This window comes from Telluria sp. Soil_C_11, from assembly GCF_057657395.1.
In genome coordinates, this window is the sequence record NZ_JBDGIN010000003.1 from 210439 (window position 1) to 232202 (window position 21764).

The window sequence follows — 21764 nt, forward strand, 5'->3', positions numbered from 1 at the left end:
TTATCTCCAGAATCGAACCCGCGACCTTTCATTCGTCGCCCCCGCGAAGGCGGGGGTCCAAGTTTGCGTGCAACTCGACTGCTCTTGCAAACTTGGGTTCCCGCCTTCGCGGGAACGACGATTAGCCGCAGGGACGACGAATCAGGCGTTAGCGGTAGCGCCCAAACGCTCAATGAACGAATAAATCAGGGTAACCAGATCCTTGGCCGCCACCGCAGCATACTTCAGGGTCTGCTCGTGCGACAGCGGGAACGGGGTCAGGCCTTCGGCCAGGTTGGTGATGGCGGAGACGCCGGCCACCTTCAGGCCGCAGTGGCGGGCGGCGATCACTTCCGGCACCACCGACATGCCGACCACGTCGGCGCCCATGGTACGGAAGGCGCGGATCTCGGCGGCGGTTTCGAAGTGCGGGCCCGGGGTCGACAGGTACACGCCTTGGTGCAGGGTGATGCCCTTCTCTTTGGCGACGGTCTTGACCAGTTCGCGGGTCTCGGCGTCGTACGCGTTGGCCATGCTGAAGAAGCGCGGGCCGAAACGCTCGTCGTTCGGGCCGGCCATCGGGCTGCCCGGCAGCAGGTTGATGTGGTCGGTCAGCGCCACGATGCTGCCGGCGTCGACTTCAGGACGCAGCGAGCCGGCGGCGTTGGTCACGAACAGCAGTTCGCAGCCGATCAGCTTCAGGGTGCGCACCGCGGAGGTCATCACGCTGGCGCCGTAGCCTTCGTAGAAGTGGCCGCGGCCCTTCATGCAGGCGACCGGCACGCCGGCCAGGGTGCCGAGCACCAGTTCGCCGGCGTGGCCGTGCACCGTGCTGATCGGGAAGCCCGGCAGGTCGGCATAGCTGATCGCCACCGCATCGCTCATCTGCTCGGCCAGCACGCCGAGACCGGAGCCGAGGATGAGTGCCACGCGCGGCGCGAAACCGGGCTTGCGGGCACGGATGACGTCGGCGGCTTCGAATGGGGTGTTGCTGAGCATGGATGGCTTCCTTGTGAGATATCGCTGGAGTTCGGGTTCGTGCTGGGTGGACCGGAGAGGCCTTGTACTGCAGGGCTGCACCGATTGCGGGAATCCGGCGCACCAAAATAATCGAACTATGCATTATCGTGGATTGGTATGGCAAATACCAAATATTTGCTCGATTTATATATAGAATGTATAAATATGGATTCGCCCCTGTATGCATGGCGATACATCGTTCAGCCTGCCGCCGCCAGAGGGATGAACTGTTGCGTTGACGCTCGCCAAACAAATGTTTAACATCACAAACAATTGTTTATACCCATATCGACTGCCCCTGCCGTGACCGAGCACTCAAAAAAACAACAGTTGCTGGAACTGATCCGCGCGAATCCCTTCATTGCGCAGCAGGACCTGGCGGGCAGCCTGGGCCTGTCGCGCTCGGCCGTGGCCGGCTACATCGCGGGCCTGATCCGCGAGCGCAAGCTGCTCGGGCGCGCCTACGTCCTGCCGGACCGCCGTCCCGTCACCTGCATCGGCGCGGCCAACCTCGACCGCAAGCTGCGCTCGCTGGCCGGCATCGCCCTGCACACCTCGAATCCGGCCAGCCAGAGCGAATCCTTCGGCGGGGTCGCGCGCAACATCGCCGAGAATCTCGCACGCCTGGGCACGGCGGTTGCTTTACTGACGGCGACGGGCAAGGACAGCTCGGGCGCCGCCCTGCTCGCGCATGCGCAAACCCTCGGCATCGACACGGGCGGCACGCTGCAGCTCGAGGGCGTGGCCAGCGGCACCTACACGGCGGTGCTGGACCAGGATGGCGAGATGGTGGTCGCGCTGGCCGACATGGCCCTCTACGACCGCCTCGACCCGGCCTTCGTCGACAGCCGCCAGGCCCAGCTCGCGGCCAGCGCGCTGGTGGTGGCCGACCTCAACCTGCCGCTGGCGACGGTGGACGCCCTGCTCGCCCAGGCCCGGCGCAGCGAGGTGCCGCTGGTGCTGGTGGCGGTGTCGGAGCCGAAGATGGCGCGCCTGCCGCGCGACCTTGACGGCGTGCGCCTGCTGATCCTGAACCGCGGCGAGCTCGCCGCGCTGGCCGGACGCGAACTGGCCGGCGACACCGGGCTCGATGCGGCGGTGGCCGAGGTGCGGGCCCGGGGCGTGCGCGACCTGGTCGTCACGCGCGGCGCCGACGGCGTGCTGTTTACCCGCGGCGATGACATCGTGCGCCTGCACGCGGACGGCGCCGAGGTGGTCGACGTGACCGGCGCCGGCGATGCCTTTGCGGCCGCCGTGTGCTGGTCGCTGCTGCAAGATGGCGACGACCTCGAACTGGCCTGCCGCCGCGGCCTGAAGCTGTCCGCGCTGACCCTCGGCGTGGCGCAGACCGTGCACCCGCGGCTCGGACCGGACACTCTCATGAACACGAACACCCAGGACTGAACATGCAAGCCTTTCTCCAGTTTTCTCCCGAAGTGCAAGGCGCCCGCGCCGCCGGCAAGCCGGTCGTCGCGCTCGAATCGACCATCATCTCGCACGGCATGCCCTACCCGCAGAACGTGCAGACCGCGCGCGAAGTCGAGCAGGTGATCCGCGACGCCGGCGCGGTGCCGGCCACCATCGCCCTGATCGACGGCCGCATCTGCATCGGCCTGGCCGACGAACAGCTCGAGCTGCTCGGCCAGTCGAAGGACGCGATCAAGGTCAGCCGGCGCGACCTGGCCTATGTGCTGTCGCAGAAGAAGCTCGGCGCCACCACCGTGGCCGCTACCATGATCTGCGCGAAGCTGGCCGGCATCGAGGTCTTCGTCACCGGCGGCATCGGCGGCGTGCACCGCGGCGCCGAGACCAGCTTCGACATCTCGGCCGACCTGCAGGAACTGGCGCAGACCGGCGTGGCCGTGGTGTGCGCGGGCGTGAAGTCCATCCTCGACATCGGCCTCACCCTCGAATACCTCGAAACCCACGGCGTGCCGGTGGTGAGCGTCGGCCAGGCCGCCTTCCCGGCCTTCTTCACCCGCGACAGCGGCTTCCGGGCCGACTTCCAGCTCGACACGGCCGAGAACCAAGCGCGCTTCATCCGCACCAAGTGGCAGCTCGGCCTGGACGGCGGCGTGGTGGTCAGCAATCCGGTGCCGGAAGCCGCCGCCATGCGCAACGAAGAGATCGACGCCATCATCGCCCAGGCCCTGCGCGAGGCCGATGAACAGGGCGTGAAAGGCAAGCTTGTCACGCCTTTCCTGCTGGCGCGGATCAAGGAACTGACGGGGGGGCGCAGCCTCGCCACCAATATCGCGCTGGTCAAGCACAATGCCCTGGTCGGCGCCAAACTGGCCGTGGCGCTGGCACACACGGTTCACCAATCCTGACGGATCACCATGTCGATCGACCTGAAGCAGCTGAAATACTTCCTCGCCGTGGCCGAAGAAAAAAGCTTCAGCCGCGCCGCCGAACGCCTGCACATCTCGCAGCCGCCGCTGTCCCAGCAGATCATGAAGCTTGAAAGCGAGCTGGGGGTGCGCCTGTTCGCGCGCACCACGCGCAGCTTCGAACTGACGGTAGCCGGCAAGGCCTTCATGCAGGAAGCCTCCGACCTGCTGGGCCGCATGCGCATGGCGGTCGACACCATCCGCCAGATCGACCGCGGCGAAGTCGGGCGCCTGCGCGTGGGCATCGTCGGCTCGGCGATGTGGGGTCCGATCCCCGGCCTGCTGGAGCAGTTCCAGAGCCAGTTCCCGCGCGTGACCTGGACCATCCACGAACTCGGCCCGAACGAACAGTGGGATGCCCTGCGCGGCAGGCAGATCGACGTCGGCTTCTGGCGCGAGCCCAAGCGCGATGCGGACGAACTGAAGCACGCCAGCCTGCGCCAGGACCTGTGCTTCCAGGAGAACTACTGCGTGGCGGTCAACGCCCAGCATCCGCTGGCAAGCAAGGAGCACATCGACCTGCTGGATGTCGCCGGCGAACCGCTGCTGACCCTGCACCTCGACCAATCGGCCGAGCCGCGCTACCTGATCCAGTGCTGCGTGAACGCCGGCTTCCAGCCGACCATCTTCCAGGAAGCGGCCGAGCCGCAGACGCTGCTGGCGATGGTCGGCGCCGGCCTCGGTGTGGCGCTGATGCCGGAGACCACCGGCCGGATCGGCTGGCCGGGCGTGCGGTTCTTGCCGATCAAGGGGAATCCGCCGTCGGCCAACCTGTACATCACCTATCCGATCCAGGACGATGCGCCGGTGGTGCGGGCGTTCCTGAAGATCGTGAATCCGGAAGGCGAATAGGCATCGCGGTTAGAATGGGTTCTCGAAACCCTGTGAAAGCACCACCATGAAAAAGACCGACCTGGCCAAGTTCGACGCCAAGAAGCTGATGAACCAGGCTGGCCCGCGCGGACCATCCTTCGGCACTGCCGAGACGGCGCCCGTCGACCGGCGCGAGCAGCGCGAGCGCGACCGCGCCCTTGGGCTGGTGCCGTTCGCGGTCAAGCTGAATGGCGACCTGGTCAGGCAGTTGCAGGCCATGGCCAGGGAACGCGGGCTCGACATGAACGAACTGGTTGCCGACCTGCTCCAGAAAGGCCTGGCCGGATAAGCCTCAGTGCGTGGCGCCGCCCGCCAGCGCCACGTCATTCTCCACCGCCAGCGCCACCTCGACCGCGACGCGCAAGCCCGCCACGATCTCCTCCAGCGTCATCGAAGCCGTCGGCTGCACGGGATAAGCCTCCGCCTGCTCCGGCAGGAAAGGCACATGGATAAAACCTGCCTTGACCGGCAAACCGCGCAGGTGGTGCATCAGCGCATAGAACACATGGTTGCACACGAAGGTGCCGGCGGTCTGCGACACGCCCGCCCCGATGCCCCGCTCGCGGATCGCCGCCGCCATGGCCTTGATCGGCAGGGTCGTGAAATAGGCCGCCGGGCCGTTTGCGACGATGGGAACGTCGACCGGCTGCTGCCCGAGGTTGTCGGCGATGCGGGCATCGTCGACGTTGATGGCGATCCGCTCGATCGAGATCTCGGGCCGCCCGCCGGCCTGGCCGACCGCGATGACGATATCGGGCCGGAGCTCGTCGACGGATCCAAGCAGCGCTTCGGCGGCGCGCCCGAACACGCAGGGCAGCTCGCGCGCCACCACCCTGAAGCCATCGCCGCGCCAGCCATCGAGCCGGCGCACGGCTTCCCATGAAGGGTTGATGGCGGCGCCATCGAAAGGATCGAATCCTGTGAGCAGGACGGTTTTCATAGGCTTATCGATACATCAGGAAGTACAACAGGACGATATTCGCCAGCAGCAGCGGCAGCGCGGTCGGCAGCTGGGCCTTGATCACGGCGTTCTTGTCCGGCAGCTCGAGCAGGGCCGCCGGCACGATGTTGAAGTTGGCCGCCATCGGCGTCATCAGGGTGCCGCAGTAGGCGCTGAACATGCCGATCGCCGCCATCACGGCCGGATTCGCATGATACACCCCGACCAGCACCGGGATCCCGATCCCGCCCGCGATCACGGGGAAGGCGGCGAAGCCGTTGCCCATCACGACCGTGAACAGCGCCATGCCGATGCAGAAGGCGGCGCAGGCGACCAGGCGCGAATCCATCGCGATATACGAGGTCGTGATGTGGGCCACGGCCTTGCCGACGCCGGCCTCGGAAAACAGCAGGCCGAGCACGGCCAGCATGTGCGGCAGCACCACCGCCCAGCCCATCGCATCGATCAGGCGGCGTGCCTCGCGCACGCCCTGCAGCGGAGTCGCGCGCGTGAGCCAGCAGGCCAGCGCCAGCGCGACGATGGAACCGCAGCCCATGCTCACCAGGGTCAGGTTCTTCGGGTCCAGCAAGGGCGTCGCATCGATGCGCACGTCCTTGAGCAGGGTCGAGCCGAGCATCGTCACCACCGGGATCGCCAGCGCCGGTACCAGCAGCTTGTGCCCCAGGCGGGCGGCACTGGCGCGGCGCGCCTCTTCCGGCGGCATGCTCGCCTTGCCGCCCCTGACCAGGCCAACGCCCGCCACCAGCGCCATCCCGACCATCAGCAGGCCCGTGGCCGCCGGCGGCATGCGCCCGCCAGCCAGGTAGAGCAGCGCGTACAGGCCCCAGAACAGCGCCGTGCTGAAGCGGCGCGGATTGCTGCGGTCGCGCAGGTTCATGATGGCGGTGGCCGCGAACAGCAGGCCCACCAGCAGGTAGAAATCGTCGAGCGCCAGGATCATCGCGCCGCTCCGCTCACGGCGCCGCGTGCGATGCCGGCGGCGCGCAGGATATGGGCGTCGAGCCGGCGCAGGTTCCAGGCGTGGATCAGGAAGGCCGTCACCGCGGTCGGGATGCCCCACAGCGCCATGTGCAGCGGATCGACTTCCAGGCCCTCGGCGCGCAGGATGGTCTGCATCAGCACGATGGCGCCGAAGGCCACGAACACGTCTTCGCCGAAGAACAAACCGACGTTGTCGGTGGCGGCGCTCATCGCACGGATGCGCTGGCGCATGGCTTCATCCAGTGTCACGCCGCGCGCCTCGGCGGCCGCCTCGGCCATGGGCGCCACCAGCGGACGCACCATGTTCGGATGGCCGCCCAGGCTGGTCAGGCCGAAGGCGGCGGCCAGTTCGCGCACCAGCAGGTAGACCGTCAGCAGGCGCCCGGTGGTGGCGGAGCGGATCTTCGCGATGCTGGCCTGGGCGTGCTCTTTCAGCCCGGCGCGCTCCAGCAGGCCGATCGCGGCCAGCGGCAGCAGCAGGATCAGCGGCAGGTTGCGCGTCTTGACGAAGGCCGTGCCGAGCGACTCCAGCAGGTGCACGATGGACAGGCCGCCGGCCACGCCGGTCACGCCGCAGGCGGCGATCACGACCAGCACCGGATTGGCGCGCAACAGGAATCCGGCGACGACGACGGCAATGCCGAGCAGCGGCCACAGGTTGACGGCAGTGTGCATGGGTCTCCAGCTGGGTTCGTTATTTTTGGCGAAGAGATATTACCTCAGTACCAGGCCGGCACCGCAAATGGATGAGATCCACCGCCGCAGCCCGCGTTGGCGTGGCTTTTGAGTCCGGCCAGGCGGCGGTTGCATGCACGGGCCTCGCCCGCTTTGCGTGCGCGCATGCCAAATCCGGCTTCTCCGGCTATGCTCGGTGAATCATCAACGGGAGGCCAATCATGCATTCGTCCACCCATCCATTCCGCGGCGCCAGGCTGCTGGCCGCGCTGCTTGCCGCGCTCGGCCTTGCCAGCTGCGGCGGCGGCGTCGACATCGGTATCGGCTTCGTCTGGCATTCCGACGACCGCCCCTGGCCGAACCACCCCGACTGGCCCAGCTGGCCCGACCGTCCCCAGGGCGCCACCGGACTGTTCCCCATTGCCGGGGACATCTGCGGCGTCTGCACGGGGTCGCGCGACGGCACCGGTTCGGCGGCCCGCTTCAACGGCCCGGAAGGCATCGCCGCCGACGCCGAAGGCAACCTCTACGTGGCGGAACCGGCCAGCGCGACCATCCGCAAGGTCTCGCCGCAAGGCGCCGTCACGACCCTGGCCGGCACGGCCGGCGCGGTCGGCTATGCGGACGGCACCGGCGGCGCGGCGCGCTTCAACCAGCCGTCGCGGCTCGAAGCCGATTCCCAGGGCAACCTCTACCTGACCGACACCGGCAACTCGGTGGTGCGCAAGGTCACGCCGGGCGGCGCGGTCGCCACCCTCGCCGGCAACGGCACCTGCGGCAGCGTGGACGGGCGCACCACGACTGCCCAGTTCTGCAACCCGAAAGGCATCGCGCTGGATCGCTGGGGCAACCTGTGGGTCGCGGACACCGGCAACCACACGGTGCGCCGCATCGATCCCAACGGCAACGTCAGCACCGTCGCCGGCTCGCCCGGCGTGTGCGGCAGCGCGAACGGGCGCGGCGACGTGGCGCGCTTCTGCAATCCGCAGGACGTGGATGTCGACGAATGGGGGAATGTGTACGTGGTCGACACCGGCAACTCGACCGTCCGCATGATCAACCCCAAGGGCGAGGTGACGACCCTGGCGGGCCAGGCCGGCCAGTGCGGGGCGGTGGACGGCAGCACGACCGTGTCGCGGCTGTGCGCGCCCAGCGGCATCGCCATCGAGGGCAACGACCTGTATATCGCGGATACCGGCAACGGCACCGTCCGCCGGATCAACCTCGACAACGTGACCAGTACGGTGGCGGGCGTCGCCGGGCGCCAGGAAGTTCAGTTCGGCGCACTGCCCGGCGGACTGGACCATCCGGCCGGCGTGGCGCGCGCGCCGGACGGTTCGTTCGCGCTCACGACCCATAACCTGGTCGTGAAGCTGCTGCCGGCAAAATAGGAGAGTTATTCCGGACGCACCGGCGTGCCCGCATCCTTGCCCACCACCGTGGTCCACGGGCGCACGCGCCAGCTCTTCACCAGGCCCCGGGTGACGTAAGGATCGGCCTCGGCGAAGCGCTCGGCGGCGTCCGGGGAATCGCCGGCGAACAGCAGGACGGCGGTGTCGGTCGGATCGGCCAGGGCGCCGGCGAGCACGAGCTCACCGCGCTGCTCGGCTTCCCAGGCCATCTTCAGGTGTTCGCTGCGGAACTCGCCGCGGCGCGCCAGGTAGTCGGGCGCCAGTTCATACATCAGCAGGTAGTGCACAAAAGGTCTCCTATGAAATCGACAACGTTGGACGCTCTTCGGCATCTTAACCCATCCCAAATGTGGGCAAGCACGGCGATGGCACCATGGCCGCCATGAAACGCCATCACATCACCCTGGGCGCCCGCACGACGGCCGACGGCGTCGTCACCTCGGCCTCGAGCACCGTCTCGGTCGACGGCGCCCGCATTGCGCTCGAAGGCGACCAGGTCAGTTGCCATGCCTGCGGCGGCACGGGCACGATCCGCTGCACTGGCCCGCGCACGCCGGAGCGCCACGACGGCCGGCTGGTCGCGCTGGAACACGACCTGTGCATCTGCAACTGCGCCACGCCGCCGAAGCTGGTCCCCAGCCAGGGCGTCCGCTACCAGACGGTCGACGAGTCGGTTGCGCCATAGGCCCGCCTTGGCGTGCGGCCGCCTGCAGCGTCCCGCCAGGCATGTTATTGTTGGTATATGGCAACGCATTCACAAGCTGATTCATGTCCTCGCGCTTTTGTACCTCAGCGCACAGAATTTCGTGGATGGCAGAGGTAGACTAAGCGCATGGACACTCGCAAAAAAGTAGCGGCAGGGATGGCTGGCTTTGCCAGCATGCTGTGGCTGGGCCTCACGGCCGCGGTCGCCGCCAACCAGCGCCGCCTGGTGTTCAATCCCACCGTCGAGCGCGAAGTCCAGAACCCGCGCAGCAGCGGCCACCGCACCCGTCCCGTGGTGCTGCGCGCCGCCGACGGCACCCGCCTCTGCGGCTGGCTGATGACGCCGAAGATTCCCGGCCGCCATCCCGCCGTCGTGTATTTCGGCGGCCGCTCCGAGGAAGTGTCGTGGGTGGTGCGCGATGCCGGCAAGCTGTTCCCCGACATGGCCGTGCTGGCCGTGAATTACCGCGGCTATGGCGAATCCCATGGCGATCCGGCCGAGATCCACATGGTCGAGGACGGGTGCATGCTGTTCGACTGGATGGCCGCGCGCGCCCACGTGGACCCGCACCGTATCGCCGTGGTCGGCCGCAGCCTCGGTTCCGGCGTCGCCGTGCAGGTGGCGAAGGAGCGCCCGGTGCATTCGGTGGTCCTGATCACGCCCTACGATTCGATCCTGGCGATCGCCAAGCGCAAGTTCCGCGTGATGCCGATCGAGTACATGCTGCGCCACCGCTTCGAGTCCATCAAGTATGCCCCGGCCCTGAAGGCGCCGACCTATGTGCTGCGCGCCGCCAGCGACGACGTGGTGCCGCATTCGCATACCGACCAGCTGGTGGCCAAGCTGGCCCAGCTGTGCGGGGACGACATCGTGCCCGATTCGGACCACATGAACATCCCCTACCTGGAGGGCACCCAGAGCCGCATCGCGGCGTTCCTGGGCTCCCAGTTCGCCAAGCCGCTGGCCGAAGCCGCGGCGGCGGGCAGTCCCGCAGCCGGGGCCGTTCCGGCAAGCGCCGCTTCCGCTGCGCCGATTCCCGCGCCGGCCATCGCCTCCGTCGCCATCGACGGTGCGCCGGCCGCTCTCCTTCCCTCGCCCGCCGGCGCGATTCCCGCACCGGCCATCGCCAGCGCCCTCGATACGGCCACCCCGATCGCCCTGCCCGTCATCGACGCCGCCCCGGCACTGGCTGCGCTGGCGTCGCCGCTGTCGCCGGATGGCCTTCCCCTGGCCGGCAAGTAAGTACGCCGGCAGGCTGCATCGGCGTTTCCGCGTCATGACGCACACGACAATACGTGTGGTTTTCTGTTAGAAACAGCTGAAAAATAGCACTATTTATATTTCAACTAAATAAATTGCGAAGTAAAATCGTATTTGCCACGAATAAACGGGCTGATGCATAGTTGCAAGGCCGAGCTGCAAAAGTCACCTGTATTTCCAGATACGCAGCGCCGTGGTCGACCCTGGTCCGGCCAGTGCCTGTTGCGATGACGCGACGGCATTCCGCCAGCCTCGACCGCGATACAAATCGACACCACATCAGGAAAAGATTTTTGACACAATCCGCTGGCATCGTGCCACGGATGGGCTGGTCCTTGCCTTGCCGCCTCCCATCGCAACCGTTGCGCCGGGTACAATATCAGGATTCCAGGAGCCATTACATGAAATTCAAGCAACTCAGTATGACGATCGCGGCGCTGTGCGTCGCCGGCAGCGCTGCAGCGGGCGCGCCGAAGCTGGGCATCGTCTACGACGCCGGCGGCAAGTTCGACAAGTCGTTCAACCAGTCGGCTGCCGAGGGCATTGAGCGCTTCAAGAAACAGAACGGCATTAACGTCTTCGAAGCCCAGGCCAGCAGCGATACCCAGGCCGAGCAGGTGCTGCGCGGCCTCGCGCGCAAGAAGCTCGACCTGATCATTTCGGTCGGCTTCTCGCAGACCCAGGCCGTGCAGAAGGTGGCCGCCGAATTCCCGGCCGTGCACTTCGTCCTGATCGACGGCACCGCCACCGGCAAGAACGTCAACTCGATCCTGTTCAAGGAGCAGGAAGGCTCCTACCTGGTCGGCGTCGCTGCCGCGATGGCCGCCAAGTCGGGCAAGATCGGCTTCGTCGGCGGCATGGACATCCCGCTGATCCGCGCCTTCGAGTGCGGCTATGCGCAGGGCGCGAAGGCCGTCAATCCGAAGATCGACGTGCAGCAGAACATGGTCGGCACCACCGCCGCCGCCTGGAACGACCCGGCCAAGGGCGGCGAGCTGGCGCGTGCCCAGTTCGACCGCGGCGCCGACGTGGTGTTCGCCGTGGCCGGCGGTTCGGGCCTGGGCGTGATCCAGATGGCCAAGACCAAGGGCAAGCTGGCGATCGGCGTCGACTCCAACCAGAACGATATCCAGCCGGGATCCGTGCTGACCTCGATGGTCAAGAACGTCGGCAACGCCACGTATGACGCGCTGATGCAGGCCAAGGCCGGCCAGTTCGCTTCCGGCGTGACCTACAAGGGCCTGAAGGAAGGCGGCGTCGACTGGGCACTGGACAAGAACAACCGCGCCATCGTCCCCGCAGCAATGGAAAAGCGCGTGAACCAGGCCAAGGCCGACATCATCAGCGGCAAGATCAAGGTGGTCGATTACCGCGCCGCCGGTTCCTGCCCCCAGTAACCGTATTCCTGATTTACCCAAAGCGCGCCGCGCCGGATTGAAAACCGGCGCGGCGCGTTTTTGAATAATGCATCCCGTCTTTACTAATTCTGACTACAGATCGCTATGCAGCCAGCCGTAGAATTTCGCAACATTAGCAAAGCCTTCGGGGCGGTGCAGGCGAATGCCGACGTCAGCTTCTCGATCGCCAAAGGCTCGATCCACGGCGTGATCGGTGAAAATGGCGCCGGCAAGTCGACTTTGATGAGCATCCTGTACGGCTATTACAACGCCGACAGCGGACAAGTCCTGATCGATGGCCAGGCGCGCGACATCCGCACCAGCCATGAAGCCATCGCGCTGGGCATCGGCATGGTCCACCAGCACTTCATGCTGGTCGAGAACATGACCGTGCTCGACAACGTCATGCTCGGCAACGAAGGCGGCTTCAAGCTGGCCGCCAAGCGCGGCGCGGTCGAAGCGAAACTGCGCGAGATCTGCGAACGCTACCGCCTCGACGTCGACCCGCTCGCCACCGTCCACGACCTGTCCGTGGGCGCCCAGCAGCGCGTCGAGATCCTCAAGCAGATCTACCGCAGCGCCAACATCCTGATCCTGGACGAGCCGACCGCCGTCCTGACCGCCCAGGAGACGGCATCGCTGTTCGAAATCCTGCGGCTGTTCAAGGAACAGGGCAAGACCATCATCCTGATCACCCACAAGCTGCAGGAGATCATGGACATCACCGACGAGGTGACGGTCATGCGCGCCGGCCGCGTGGTCGGCGCCGTCAAGACGCTCGACACCTCGAAGGAGCAGCTGGCCAACATGATGGTCGGCCGCCCGATCCAGAGCGAGCTGCCGCGCGCGCCCTTCAATCCGGGCGCCGACGTGCTGAAGGTCTCGAACCTGCAGCTGAAGGACGCCAACGGCGTGGCCCTGCTGTCGGACATCGACTTCACCCTGCGCGCGGGCGAGGTCGTGGCGATCGCCGGCGTGTCCGGCAACGGCCAGAGCGAGCTGCTCGAGATCCTGTCCGGCATGCGCCTGCCGACGTCCGGCAAGGTCGAATTCCTCGGCCAGGACCTGCCCTACGACGGCCGCTCGAACGCCGACGGCCTGCCCGCCACCTTCCGCGAGCTGGGCATCGGCCATGTGCCGGAAGACCGCCTGCGCGACGGCGTGATCAAGGATTTCTCGGTCATGCAGAACACCGTGTTCGGCTACCAGGACAAGGTCAGGAACCGCTGGGGCCTGTTCGACTTCAAGAAGATCGCCCAGCGCTGCGCCGGCCTGATGCAGGCCTTCGACGTGCGTCCGAACAATCCGGACCTGCGCATCGGCCTGCTCTCGGGCGGCAACCAGCAGAAGGTCGTGATCGCGCGCGAGGTTGCCGCCGGACCGAAACTGATGCTGGTCGGCCAGCCGACCCGCGGCGTCGACATCGGCACCATCGAGAGCATCCACACCCAGCTGCTGCGCCTTCGCGACGAGGGCGTGGCGATCCTGCTCTCCTCCGTCGAACTGGAAGAGGTGCGCGCGCTGGCGGACCGCATCCTCGTGATGTCGGGCGGGCGCATCACCGGCATCCTGCCGATCGACGAATTCGACACCACGCGCATCGGCCTGCTGATGGGCGGCATGCACAAGTCGTGATTGAACCAAGCTGACATGAAAACTGAACTTCCACGCTGGGCCACGGGTTTCGTCCTGCCCATCCTGAACCTGCTGTCGGCGCTGCTGGTTGCGGCGCTGGTGATCCACCTGCTGGGCGAGAGCCCGCTGGAATCCATGGGGATCCTGATCAACAGCGCGATCGTCAATCCGGAAGGACTGGCCTACACGCTGTTCTACGCCTCGACCTTCATCTTCACCGGCCTGGCGGTCTCGATCGCCATGCAGGCGGGCCTGTTCAACATCGGCGCCGAAGGCCAGATGTATATCGGCGGGCTGGGCTTAACGTTAGCTATGCTGGCCTTCGACGCGCACGCACCAAGCTGGCTGCTGATCCCGGTCGGCATGCTGGGCGCGGCCCTGTTCGGCGGCCTGTGGGCCTTCCTGCCGGGCTACCTGCAGGCCAGGCGCGGCAGCCACGTGGTGGTCACGACCATCATGTTCAACTTCATTGCCGCCAGCCTGATGAACTTCCTGATCGTGAAGTACATGATCCCGGAAGGCCAGCAGAACCCGGCCTCGCGCGTGTTCTCCGACGCCGCCGCCCTGCCGCTGCTGTCAAGTTGGTTTGCCGGCGCGGACGGCACCTCGCCGCTCGGCGATACCCCGCTCAACATCAGCTTCCTGGTGGCGATCGTGGCGCTGGTGATCTACGGCGTGGCGGTGTGGCGTTCCTCGTGGGGCTACAAGCTGCGCGCCACGGGCCTGAACCAGCACGCGGCCCACTACGCCGGCGTGAAGATCAGCCGCACCATCATCGTCACCATGCTGGTGTCGGGCGCGCTGGCCGGCCTGGCCGCGGTCAACTCGGTGCTGGGTTCGACGCACTACCTGTCTCTGAATTTCCCGGCCGGCGCCGGCTTCGTCGGCATCGCGATCGCGCTGATGGGCCGCCAGCACCCGGTCGGCATCTTCCTGTCGTCGGTGCTGTTCGGCGCGCTGATCCAGGGCGGCTTCGACCTGTCGCTGGAAAAGCCGAACATCCCGCAAGAGACCTTCATCTTCATCCAGGGCCTGATCATCCTGTTCTGCGGCGCGATGGAAAACTTCTATGCGCCGGCCGTCCTGAAACTGATCAATCTCGGTAAAGGTAAATAATCATGGAAGACCTTCATCTCGCCAGCATCGTCGTCTCGACGATCCGCAATGCGCCGGTGCTGATGTTCGCCGCGATGGCCGGCCTGTTCGCCGAACGCAGCGGCGTGGTCGACATCGGCCTGGAAGGCAAGATCCTTGCCTCGGCCTTCGTCTCCGCCGCGGTGGCGTACACGACCCAGAACCCGTGGTACGGCATCGCCGCCGGCGTGGCCGTATCGGCGGCGCTGGCCATGATCCAGGCCTTCGTCGCCATCACCCAGAAGGGCAACCAGCTGGTGTGCGGCATCGCCATCAACATCGCGATGAGCGGCCTGACCTTCGTGCTGGCCCAGTTCTTCTTCCAGCAGGGCGGCCGCACGCCGGACCTGGGCAGCGCGCGCCTGACCGACGTCATCCTGCCCGGCACCGCGGCCCTCGACAACATCCCGTTCATCGGCTGGCTGTACGGCCACGTGATCGGCGGCCAGTCGGTGCTGGTCTACCTGGCGTTCCTGCTGGTGCCGGTGGTGCACTGGGTGGTCTACCACAGCCGCTTCGGCCTGCGCCTGCGCGCCTGCGGCGAGAACCCGCACGCGGCCGATGCGGCCGGCGTCTCGGTCGAGCGCACCCGCTACCTGGCGATGCTGGTGGCCGGCGTGCTGTGCTCGTTCTCGGGCGCCTACCTCGCCATCGTCCAGAGCGGCTTCTTCCTGCGCGACATGTCGGCCGGCGCCGGCTACCTGGCCCTGACCGCCCTGGTGTTCGGCAACTGGCGTCCCATCTACACCGTGCTGGGCTGCCTGATGTTCGGCCTGTTCGGCGCGATCCAGATCCAGCTCGAAGGCGTCGACCTGCCGGTGGTCGGCCGCATCCCGGGCTCGCTGATCCAGATGATCCCGTATGTCGTGACCGTGGTGGTGCTGGCCGGCCTGATGGCCAAGTCGGTGGCGCCGAAGGCCATTGGCAAGCCGTTCGTCAAGTCGCGCTGAGCCAACGGTACGCGGACGTCACGCGTGGGCACGTGGTGCCCACCCTACGAATCGCGGTAGGGTAGGCTCCCCGAGCCCACGCCTTGCATTCATTCCGCCGCGTAGGCGCGCGCCTGCGAGCGCGCAAAGGTCCACGCAAAACCAATACCGGCCGATGCGCCGGTATTTTTTTTCATCAGCGGACTGTCCCGGTTCGCCGCTCCCGCAGTCGATTCATAGCGCACGAAGCCGAACAGGCGCAGGTCGGGATTCAACCGGTAGGTCCCGAACAGGCCGGTGCGCACCAGCAGCAGGCCGCTATCCGCGTGATAGGCCGGCCGCTCAGGCGTCGCATACTGCGGCTGCACTTCATAAAAATAGCGGTTGATGCGGCGATCGCCGAACACGGCGCCGAGCTGGGCTTCCATGGTCCAGCGCGCCGCCTCTCCCCGCTTTTCCCACACCAGGCGCGGCTCCATGGTCCAGCCCTGGCGCCGCAGCCCGCTCCTGGCCTCGATCACGGCGCGCAGCGGCAGTTCGAAACGCAATCTTCCCCGCTCGCCCAGGTCGGCAAACTTCACCTTCACGCGCGGGCCGAATTCGACCAGGGTGCCGAGGTCCGGCATGCCGCGCCGCGCCTCGACGTCGTCCGAGTGGGCCGGCAGCGAGGCGGCGAAGCCGATGTCGAATTCGACCTTGTCGGTGTTCAGCAGGCGCGCGCCGATGCCGTTCTGGTCGGCGCGCAACACCTTGCCGCGGTAGATCAGGAAGGGCAGCGCCAGGCCGCGGTTCGAGCGGTCGTCGGCGCCCGGATAGGCCGGCGTGCTGAAGGCGGCGGCGCCGAGGCCGGCTTCCCACAGCGGGAGGTTGCGTTCGACGGGCTGGGCCTGGGCGGCGGCGAGCGCGGGCAGCAGAGAGATGCCCGCGCCGGTCAGGAAGGATAGTGTGCGCATGGTGCCATTCTAGCGGCGCCCATTTGCCGATGGCGCGAGCCTCGCAGGGTGGGCGTGCGGCACCCACCATGCGGATACGCGCCCAGGCAGAGGATTTATTGCCAGATCGCCTGCAGCAGCTGCGCCAGGTGGTAGCCACCCTTGATCAGCTGGGTCTTGGCGATCGCGGAGCTCGGCACCGGATAGTTCTGCGGCACTTCCAGGCTCCAGGTGTAATAGGTCTCGCCCTTCTTGCTGGTCTGCGGGGTGATCTTGCCGACGGTGACGCCGTCGAAGGCCTGCTTCGACACGGCCAGCGCGTCGTCCGCCCACTGGTAGGGCCAGGTGACCGGGTCGCCGCTGGCGCGCGCGACTTGCGGCTTGCCGTCGATCGCGGCCTGCGCGAACTTCTCGGGGGTCCTGGCCTGGATGCGGCGGAAGGCGTAATTGACCGTGGTGCTGTCCCAGTAGGAGTGGAAGGGCTTGGTCAGGGCCTTCGGCACGCCTTCCTTGATCGGCTTCGCCTCTTCCGGCGGGATCACGTCGGACAGTCCGGCGACCAGGCTGGTGAGCTTGGCGTCGTCCATCAGGAAGTTGTTGCCGCCGCGCGAATCGAAGACCGCGGTCTCGTCGATTTCGGCCCTGGTCTTCGGCACCACGAACTTGCCGTCCTTGTTCACGAAGGCCGCTCCCACGTGCAGCGGCTGGTGGATGTCGCCGGTCATGTGGGTGATCAGGATCAGGGCCTGGCGCGGGGTGAACCTGTGCGGGTTGGTGGCCGGGGTGTCCTTGCCCTGCAGGACGGCGATCGCCTGCTTCAGGGTCTGCACGATGTCGTCGTCGGCGGTGCCGGCCGCGCCGTCATGGTAGTGCTCCAGCTGGAACGGCACGTCGGTGTAGTGGTACTCGCTGTGCTTCGGGTTGGCGTTCACGTACTCGACCATGTCCGGGCTCTGCGGGCCGCAATAAGTGCCCTTCACGCAGTCCGGCCAGTTGGCGACCGATTCCAGGGTTTCGCCCGGCAGCAGGATGGCCTTGACCTGCTGTTCGGCCTTGCTGCCCTTGATCAGCTTGTCCGCGATGGCGCCGACGGCGCGGTGGCCGTCATTGCCCCAGGCGAGGGCATCGGTCGAAGCGAAGGCGCCTGCCAGCGCGAGTACACATGCGAGTTTCTTCATGATGGTTCCTTGTTGGCGCATCGGCGGGTAAGCGTCAGCGCACCTTGTGGATACGGGCCTGCGGCGCGGCCAGCGAGGACGCGCCGGTTTCAGGATGTTGTTTCAGGTAGCCGATCAGCGCGTCGAGGTCGCGCATGCCGGTGTCGTGGCGGTTGACGCCTTTTGCCAGCACCGGGAAGTTGTCGCCGCCGTCGGCCAGGAAGTTGTTGGCCACGATGCGGTATGTCTTGCCGTCGTCGACCGGCTGGCCGTTCACCTTCAGGCTGCCCGGCACCAGGCGCTGGCCGACCGGGCGCGTGCTGTCCCAGGCGTAGGACAGGCCGCTCGACACCTGCAGCATGTAGCGGTCGTTGCCCGGACGGTCCCACTGCTGTTCGAGCAGGGTGCGCAACTGCGCGCCGCTGATGTCCAGCACCACCAGCGTATTGCCGAACGGGAGGACGGCCTGGGCCTGGCCGAAGCCGACCACCCCACCCTCGCCCGCTTCCAGGTCCTTGCGGATGCCGCCCGGGTTCATGAAGCCGAGCTGCACGCCGTGTTCGCGCATGGCGGCGACCACCGCGTCGGCGATCACGTCGCCCAGCGGCGATTCGCCGGCCTCGTTTTCCCTGCGCGCGACGGTCGGCGCGGCGATGCGCGCGACCGGCTTGGCCAGTTCCGCGGTGCTGCGTGCGCGCACCTCGCGCAGGTAGGCCGCCAGCTGCGCATCGGGGGTGAAAGCGCCCGGCGCCATCACCACGTTGCGGACCTGGATGTCGTCGACGCGGCCGCTGGCCGGATCGACCGTCATCCTGATGCGCGACAGCAGGTGTCCCATGGCGTCGGCCTGGGTGACCACGCGGCCGTCGACCTTGCACAGGTAACCCTTGTGCGAGTGGCCGGTGATGACCAGGCGGATGGCCGGATCGAGCTTCTTGACGATGCCGACGATCGGGCCCTGCAGGCCGTCGCAATACGTCTTGTCGTAGGGTTCGCCGGTGTGGCCGCCTTCATGGATCAGGACCACGAACACCTTGGCGCCCTGGGCCCGCATCTCGGGCAGCACATTGTTGATCGACTCGGCCTCGTCGAGGAAGGACAGGCCCTTGATGGCCGAGGCCACCGCCACCGAGGGCGTGTCCTTCAGCACCGCGCCGACCAGGCCGACCTTCACGCCCTTGACGTCGACGATGCGCCAGCCCGGCACCAGGTTCCTGCCGGTCTGCGCGTCGACCACGTTGGTGGCGAGGTAGGTGAAGCCGGCGCCGCGGAAATCCTTCGAAATCTGGCAGGCCTTGTCCGGCCGCGGCGAATCGCAGCCGCCATGCTGCTGGCGCAGCAGTTCCTTGCTGCCCTGGTCGAATTCGTGGTTGCCGAGCGAGCTGGCGACCAGGCCCATGCGGTTCATCGCTTCGATGCTGGGCTCGTCCGCGAACATCGAGGACATCGCCGGGCTGGCGCCGACCAGGTCGCCGGCGGCGACGAACAGCAGGTCCTTGTCCTCCTTGCGGAAGGCGTTCAAGGCGCCTTTCAACACGTCGATGCCGCCGGCCTGGATGGTCTCGCGCTGAGCACTGCCCGCCGGCGCCCAGGTGTACTTGCTGGGTTCCAGGTTGCCGTGGAAATCGTTGATCGCGACCAGGTTGAGTTCGATGCTGCCGGAGGCCGGATGCGGGGAAGTGGCGCAGCCGGCGGCCGCGAAGGCGAACGCGACGGTCAGGGCAGCGGTGCGGAGACGAAGGGCCATGTGGATGTCAATACGAATGCAGGGATCAAAAAAAACAGGCCCGAAGGCCTGTTTCATTATCGGCGATTGGCGCCGGCCACTCAACTGCCGCGGCCGGCGTCAGCCTCACATCAGATGTCGACCGAGAAGGTGACCGATGCGAAGCGCGGAGCGCCCAGGTAGTAGCGCAGCGGCGAGCTGCTTGCCGGGATGCCCGGATAAGCAACCATGTTGGTAATGGTGGTCGACGCCGGGTTGCGGTACTGCTTGTTGGTCAGGTTGCTGACGTTCCACTGCAGCTTCGGATTCTTCAGCAGGCCGTAGTTCGCGAACTTGTAGCCACCGTCCAGCGCAAAGGTGGTGTAGCCCGGAGCGGTTTCGTCGTTGACCAGGGTGCCCTGCTGTTCGCTGGTGGCGCGAGCCTTCAGGCGAACGTAGAACGCGCCCTGCTCGTACTGGGCCGACAGGCCTGCCTTCCAGCGCGGGGTGTTCGGCATTTCCTTGCCGGCGGTCGGCAGGACTGCGGTCGAGTTGATGCGCAGGTCGTTCTTGATCTCGCTCTTCTGGTAGCCGAGCGAACCGTAGAAGGACCAGCCGTAGATCGGCATGTTGTTCGCTTCGATCTCGAAGCCGCGGTTGCGCACGGCGCCGACGTTGGTGTAGATGCTTGCCTGGGCGAGATCGTCGAACGCAGTTGCCTGGCGGTTCTTGAAGTTCACGTCGAACACGGTCAGGGTTGCAATGTACTTGTTGTCCTGGTGGCGGTAACCGAGGTCGGTGTTCCACGAGGTCTCGGACTTCACGTCGCCGGCCAGGGTCGCCACGCCATTGACGAACTGCACGTTGGTGCCGGCGTTACCGAATACGAAGTTCGGCGGCGCCTTCATGTTCTTGGCGATCGACGCGAACAGCTGGTCGTCGTTGGTGAGGCGGTAGCGCGCGCCCAGCTGCGGCAGCACCGAGCTGTAAGTCTTGGCGATACGGTAGGTACCGTAGGTGTTGCCTTCGCTCAGGTTGTTGGTGACGTCACGCTTCAGGTGCGGGGTACGCACGCCGAAGTTGATGGTGACCTTGTCGTCCATCATCACGACGGTATCCTGCAGGAAGACCTGCCAGCCGATCGACTTGGTGACCCAGTCGCGGCTCTGGAACAGGGTGCCGTCAGCACGACGCACGGCGTTGTCCTGCAGCCACGGGTCGAAGTTGCCGAAGTTGTCCACCGGGACCATGGTGCCGGTCTGGCGGTGCTTGGCGTTCTCGTACCAGAAGCCGCCCAGGATGGTGTGGTCGCCGACGGTGTGGGTCAGCGAGGTGGTGACGCCAGGACGGTTGGTGCGGGTCACGCTGGCGTTCGCCACGATGACGTTATCTTGGGTGTCGCCGTCGCCGTTCAGGTCGACCGTGCCGTTCAGGTTGTAGCGGCCGTTGCTGCCGATGGTGGTGCCCAGGAAGGCGTTTTCCTTCTGCGAACGCTGCTGGATGCCGCCGTTGCCGAAGCCGTACCAGTAGTAAGGAACGATCTTCAGGTCGGTGTCCGCGCCCAGGCGGAACTTGGCGGTTGCCGAAGCGATGGCGTTCTTGAACGGGTTGCGCGACAGACCATAGTACGTCGGAGAAGGAGCGATCTTCGATTCGTCCTGGGGGGTACCTTTAACCGGGGTCAGGTGGCCAGGGAACACGGCGCTGGTGTCATAGTAGTAGCCGTTGTTCTGCAGCTCTTTCAGCGTGATGTTGTTGATGTTGTTGTTGTTCGCGTTATTCCACAGGATGGTCGCGTGGATGTAGTTGAAGCGATCCCAGTCGTAGTTGAAGCCGCCGTCGACGTGCTCGCGATCGGCGCCGCCTTCACCCTTCCACTTGTCGGCCTTGGCGCGCGAGTAGGAGATGAATGCCTTCGAGCGCTTGTCCGAGAACAGGCCGGTGTCGTAGCGGACGAAGGTCTTGAACAGGTTCAGCTGGCCCAGGGTCTGCATCACGCGGACGCGCTGGTTGTTTTCCGGGTTGCAGGTGACGATGCCGAAGTTACCGCCGGTGGCGCCGACTTGCGGCGAGTCCACGTCGGTCGAACCCTGGGTCACGAATTCCGAGCAGGTGTTTTCCTGGTCGACGTATTCTTGCGGGTACACCGAGAACGAACCCGAATCGTTGACCGGCACGCCGTTGATGGTGGCGCCGATCTGGTCGCTGTTGAAGCCGCGCAGGGTCAGGCCGCCGCCGAACAGGCCGGTTGCATCCATGTTGTAGCTGTTCACCGACGGCAGCATCTCGAGTGCTTCATAGGCGTTGCCGGTCGGGCGCTGCTTTTCCAGTTCCTCTGCCGTGATGGTCGAACGTGCCTTCGGCGCGTCTTCGGTGACCATCAAACCCATACCAATCTTCTTGCCGGTGATGACGACTTCGCGCGTCTGGCCCGCGTCAGTATCGATCTTCTGCGTGGTCGAAGTTTGGGCGTTGGCCGCGGCCGCGAAGCATGCCAGCTGGCATGCCACAGCGATCAGGCTGAGGCGCAACTTGGGTTGTTGATGAAAAGCGGATTGCATTAAGAACTCCCTAGAGTTTTATTGTAAAAATGACAACAGCAGCGTTGACCCTGCGAA

The 21764-nt window shown here is 66.2% G+C and carries 20 protein-coding genes; 11 read left to right on the top strand and 9 right to left on the bottom strand.

Translation table 11 applies throughout. The annotated features are described in order from the left end of the window. Positions 1-141: 141 nt before the first annotated feature. Complete coding sequence (gene xapA / locus AC3A6M_RS06505) at positions 142-978, bottom strand: xanthosine phosphorylase (RefSeq protein ID WP_487851914.1); 837 nt, start codon at positions 976-978, stop codon at positions 142-144. Positions 979-1329: 351 nt separating this feature from the next. Here xapA and AC3A6M_RS06510 point away from each other — a divergent pair, with 351 nt between their 5' ends. Genes AC3A6M_RS06510 through AC3A6M_RS06525 form a run of 4 tightly spaced genes read left to right on the top strand, consistent with a single transcriptional unit; the run spans position 1330 to position 4551 of the window. Then, positions 1330-2403: a carbohydrate kinase gene (locus AC3A6M_RS06510; protein WP_487851915.1), complete on the top strand. Its 1074-nt coding sequence runs from the start codon at positions 1330-1332 to the stop codon at positions 2401-2403. A gap of 2 nt (positions 2404-2405) precedes the next feature. Beyond that, positions 2406-3329, top strand: coding sequence for a pseudouridine-5'-phosphate glycosidase (locus AC3A6M_RS06515; protein ID WP_487851916.1), 924 nt, complete (start codon positions 2406-2408; stop codon positions 3327-3329). Positions 3330-3338: 9 nt separating this feature from the next. Then, on the top strand, positions 3339-4241 hold the full coding sequence (locus tag AC3A6M_RS06520; RefSeq protein WP_487851917.1) for a LysR family transcriptional regulator: 903 nt from the start codon (positions 3339-3341) through the stop codon (positions 4239-4241). Positions 4242-4287: 46 nt separating this feature from the next. Continuing rightward, a complete protein-coding gene (locus AC3A6M_RS06525) occupies positions 4288-4551 on the top strand; it encodes a hypothetical protein (RefSeq protein ID WP_487851918.1) in 264 nt (87 codons plus the stop codon). 3 nt (positions 4552-4554) lie between these two features. Here AC3A6M_RS06525 and pcp read toward each other — a convergent pair whose 3' ends face one another. From pcp to AC3A6M_RS06540, 3 genes are read right to left on the bottom strand one after another with little or no spacing between them, the layout of a single operon-like run. After that, entirely contained in the window at positions 4555-5202 is a 648-nt protein-coding gene (gene pcp / locus AC3A6M_RS06530; protein WP_487851919.1) for a pyroglutamyl-peptidase I, read from the bottom strand. 4 nt (positions 5203-5206) lie between these two features. Beyond that, positions 5207-6163 (bottom strand): DUF979 domain-containing protein, encoded by a 957-nt coding sequence (locus tag AC3A6M_RS06535; protein ID WP_487851920.1) that lies wholly within the window; start codon positions 6161-6163, stop codon positions 5207-5209. Then, positions 6160-6879 (bottom strand): DUF969 domain-containing protein, encoded by a 720-nt coding sequence (locus tag AC3A6M_RS06540; RefSeq protein ID WP_487851921.1) that lies wholly within the window; start codon positions 6877-6879, stop codon positions 6160-6162. The genes AC3A6M_RS06535 and AC3A6M_RS06540 overlap by 4 nt, the downstream gene beginning before the upstream one ends. 221 nt (positions 6880-7100) lie before the next feature. Between AC3A6M_RS06540 and AC3A6M_RS06545 the strand changes: the two genes are divergently transcribed. Continuing rightward, positions 7101-8270 (top strand): NHL repeat-containing protein, encoded by a 1170-nt coding sequence (locus tag AC3A6M_RS06545; RefSeq protein WP_487851922.1) that lies wholly within the window; start codon positions 7101-7103, stop codon positions 8268-8270. A 5-nt stretch (positions 8271-8275) separates the two neighbouring features. Here AC3A6M_RS06545 and AC3A6M_RS06550 read toward each other — a convergent pair whose 3' ends face one another. Beyond that, entirely contained in the window at positions 8276-8578 is a 303-nt protein-coding gene (locus AC3A6M_RS06550) for a YciI-like protein (protein WP_487851923.1), read from the bottom strand. A gap of 95 nt (positions 8579-8673) precedes the next feature. On the opposite strand from AC3A6M_RS06550, the gene AC3A6M_RS06555 reads away from it, so the two are divergent. The 6 genes from AC3A6M_RS06555 (at position 8674) to AC3A6M_RS06580 (ending at position 15373) form a co-directional block, all read left to right on the top strand. After that, positions 8674-8976, top strand: coding sequence for a PAAR domain-containing protein (locus AC3A6M_RS06555; RefSeq protein WP_487851924.1), 303 nt, complete (start codon positions 8674-8676; stop codon positions 8974-8976). A 147-nt stretch (positions 8977-9123) separates the two neighbouring features. Next, entirely contained in the window at positions 9124-10239 is a 1116-nt protein-coding gene (locus tag AC3A6M_RS06560; protein ID WP_487851925.1) for an alpha/beta hydrolase, read from the top strand. A 419-nt stretch (positions 10240-10658) separates the two neighbouring features. Beyond that, the gene (locus AC3A6M_RS06565) at positions 10659-11654 is read left to right on the top strand and encodes a BMP family lipoprotein (protein WP_487851926.1); all 996 of its coding nucleotides are present in this window, start codon (positions 10659-10661) and stop codon (positions 11652-11654) included. 105 nt (positions 11655-11759) lie between these two features. Beyond that, positions 11760-13289, top strand: a complete 1530-nt coding sequence (locus AC3A6M_RS06570) for an ABC transporter ATP-binding protein (protein ID WP_487851927.1) — start codon at positions 11760-11762, stop codon at positions 13287-13289. 15 nt (positions 13290-13304) lie between these two features. Next, entirely contained in the window at positions 13305-14405 is a 1101-nt protein-coding gene (locus AC3A6M_RS06575; RefSeq protein ID WP_487851928.1) for an ABC transporter permease, read from the top strand. 2 nt (positions 14406-14407) lie between these two features. Further along, positions 14408-15373, top strand: coding sequence for an ABC transporter permease (locus AC3A6M_RS06580; protein WP_487851929.1), 966 nt, complete (start codon positions 14408-14410; stop codon positions 15371-15373). Between the two features lie 89 nt (positions 15374-15462). Here the strand turns inward: AC3A6M_RS06580 and AC3A6M_RS06585 are convergent, their stop codons facing one another. From AC3A6M_RS06585 to AC3A6M_RS06600, 4 genes are all read right to left on the bottom strand, one after another. Beyond that, on the bottom strand, positions 15463-16305 hold the full coding sequence (locus AC3A6M_RS06585) for a MipA/OmpV family protein (protein ID WP_487851930.1): 843 nt from the start codon (positions 16303-16305) through the stop codon (positions 15463-15465). Positions 16306-16400: 95 nt separating this feature from the next. Beyond that, positions 16401-17462, bottom strand: coding sequence for a S1/P1 nuclease (locus AC3A6M_RS06590; RefSeq protein WP_487851931.1), 1062 nt, complete (start codon positions 17460-17462; stop codon positions 16401-16403). A gap of 34 nt (positions 17463-17496) precedes the next feature. Continuing rightward, positions 17497-19188, bottom strand: coding sequence for a bifunctional metallophosphatase/5'-nucleotidase (locus tag AC3A6M_RS06595; RefSeq protein ID WP_487851932.1), 1692 nt, complete (start codon positions 19186-19188; stop codon positions 17497-17499). A gap of 110 nt (positions 19189-19298) precedes the next feature. Beyond that, a complete protein-coding gene (locus AC3A6M_RS06600; RefSeq protein WP_487851933.1) occupies positions 19299-21707 on the bottom strand; it encodes a TonB-dependent receptor in 2409 nt (802 codons plus the stop codon). Positions 21708-21764 lie beyond the last annotated feature (57 nt).

What these genes read in the sequence shown, in the direction of transcription:
- AC3A6M_RS06525 (WP_487851918.1), top strand. Translation starts at nt 4,288, where the DNA reads ATGAAAAAGACCGACCTGGCCAAGTTCGACGCCAAGAAGCTGATGAAC.
- AC3A6M_RS06570 (WP_487851927.1), top strand. Translation starts at nt 11,760, where the DNA reads ATGCAGCCAGCCGTAGAATTTCGCAACATTAGCAAAGCCTTCGGGGCG.
- AC3A6M_RS06590 (WP_487851931.1), bottom strand. Translation starts at nt 17,462, where the DNA reads ATGAAGAAACTCGCATGTGTACTCGCGCTGGCAGGCGCCTTCGCTTCG.
- AC3A6M_RS06575 (WP_487851928.1), top strand. Translation starts at nt 13,305, where the DNA reads ATGAAAACTGAACTTCCACGCTGGGCCACGGGTTTCGTCCTGCCCATC.
- AC3A6M_RS06515 (WP_487851916.1), top strand. Translation starts at nt 2,406, where the DNA reads ATGCAAGCCTTTCTCCAGTTTTCTCCCGAAGTGCAAGGCGCCCGCGCC.
- xapA (WP_487851914.1), bottom strand. Translation starts at nt 978, where the DNA reads ATGCTCAGCAACACCCCATTCGAAGCCGCCGACGTCATCCGTGCCCGC.
- AC3A6M_RS06555 (WP_487851924.1), top strand. Translation starts at nt 8,674, where the DNA reads ATGAAACGCCATCACATCACCCTGGGCGCCCGCACGACGGCCGACGGC.
- AC3A6M_RS06545 (WP_487851922.1), top strand. Translation starts at nt 7,101, where the DNA reads ATGCATTCGTCCACCCATCCATTCCGCGGCGCCAGGCTGCTGGCCGCG.
- AC3A6M_RS06535 (WP_487851920.1), bottom strand. Translation starts at nt 6,163, where the DNA reads ATGATCCTGGCGCTCGACGATTTCTACCTGCTGGTGGGCCTGCTGTTC.
- pcp (WP_487851919.1), bottom strand. Translation starts at nt 5,202, where the DNA reads ATGAAAACCGTCCTGCTCACAGGATTCGATCCTTTCGATGGCGCCGCC.
- AC3A6M_RS06565 (WP_487851926.1), top strand. Translation starts at nt 10,659, where the DNA reads ATGAAATTCAAGCAACTCAGTATGACGATCGCGGCGCTGTGCGTCGCC.
- AC3A6M_RS06580 (WP_487851929.1), top strand. Translation starts at nt 14,408, where the DNA reads ATGGAAGACCTTCATCTCGCCAGCATCGTCGTCTCGACGATCCGCAAT.
- AC3A6M_RS06520 (WP_487851917.1), top strand. Translation starts at nt 3,339, where the DNA reads ATGTCGATCGACCTGAAGCAGCTGAAATACTTCCTCGCCGTGGCCGAA.
- AC3A6M_RS06600 (WP_487851933.1), bottom strand. Translation starts at nt 21,707, where the DNA reads ATGCAATCCGCTTTTCATCAACAACCCAAGTTGCGCCTCAGCCTGATC.
- AC3A6M_RS06595 (WP_487851932.1), bottom strand. Translation starts at nt 19,188, where the DNA reads ATGGCCCTTCGTCTCCGCACCGCTGCCCTGACCGTCGCGTTCGCCTTC.
- AC3A6M_RS06585 (WP_487851930.1), bottom strand. Translation starts at nt 16,305, where the DNA reads ATGCGCACACTATCCTTCCTGACCGGCGCGGGCATCTCTCTGCTGCCC.
- AC3A6M_RS06560 (WP_487851925.1), top strand. Translation starts at nt 9,124, where the DNA reads ATGGACACTCGCAAAAAAGTAGCGGCAGGGATGGCTGGCTTTGCCAGC.
- AC3A6M_RS06540 (WP_487851921.1), bottom strand. Translation starts at nt 6,879, where the DNA reads ATGCACACTGCCGTCAACCTGTGGCCGCTGCTCGGCATTGCCGTCGTC.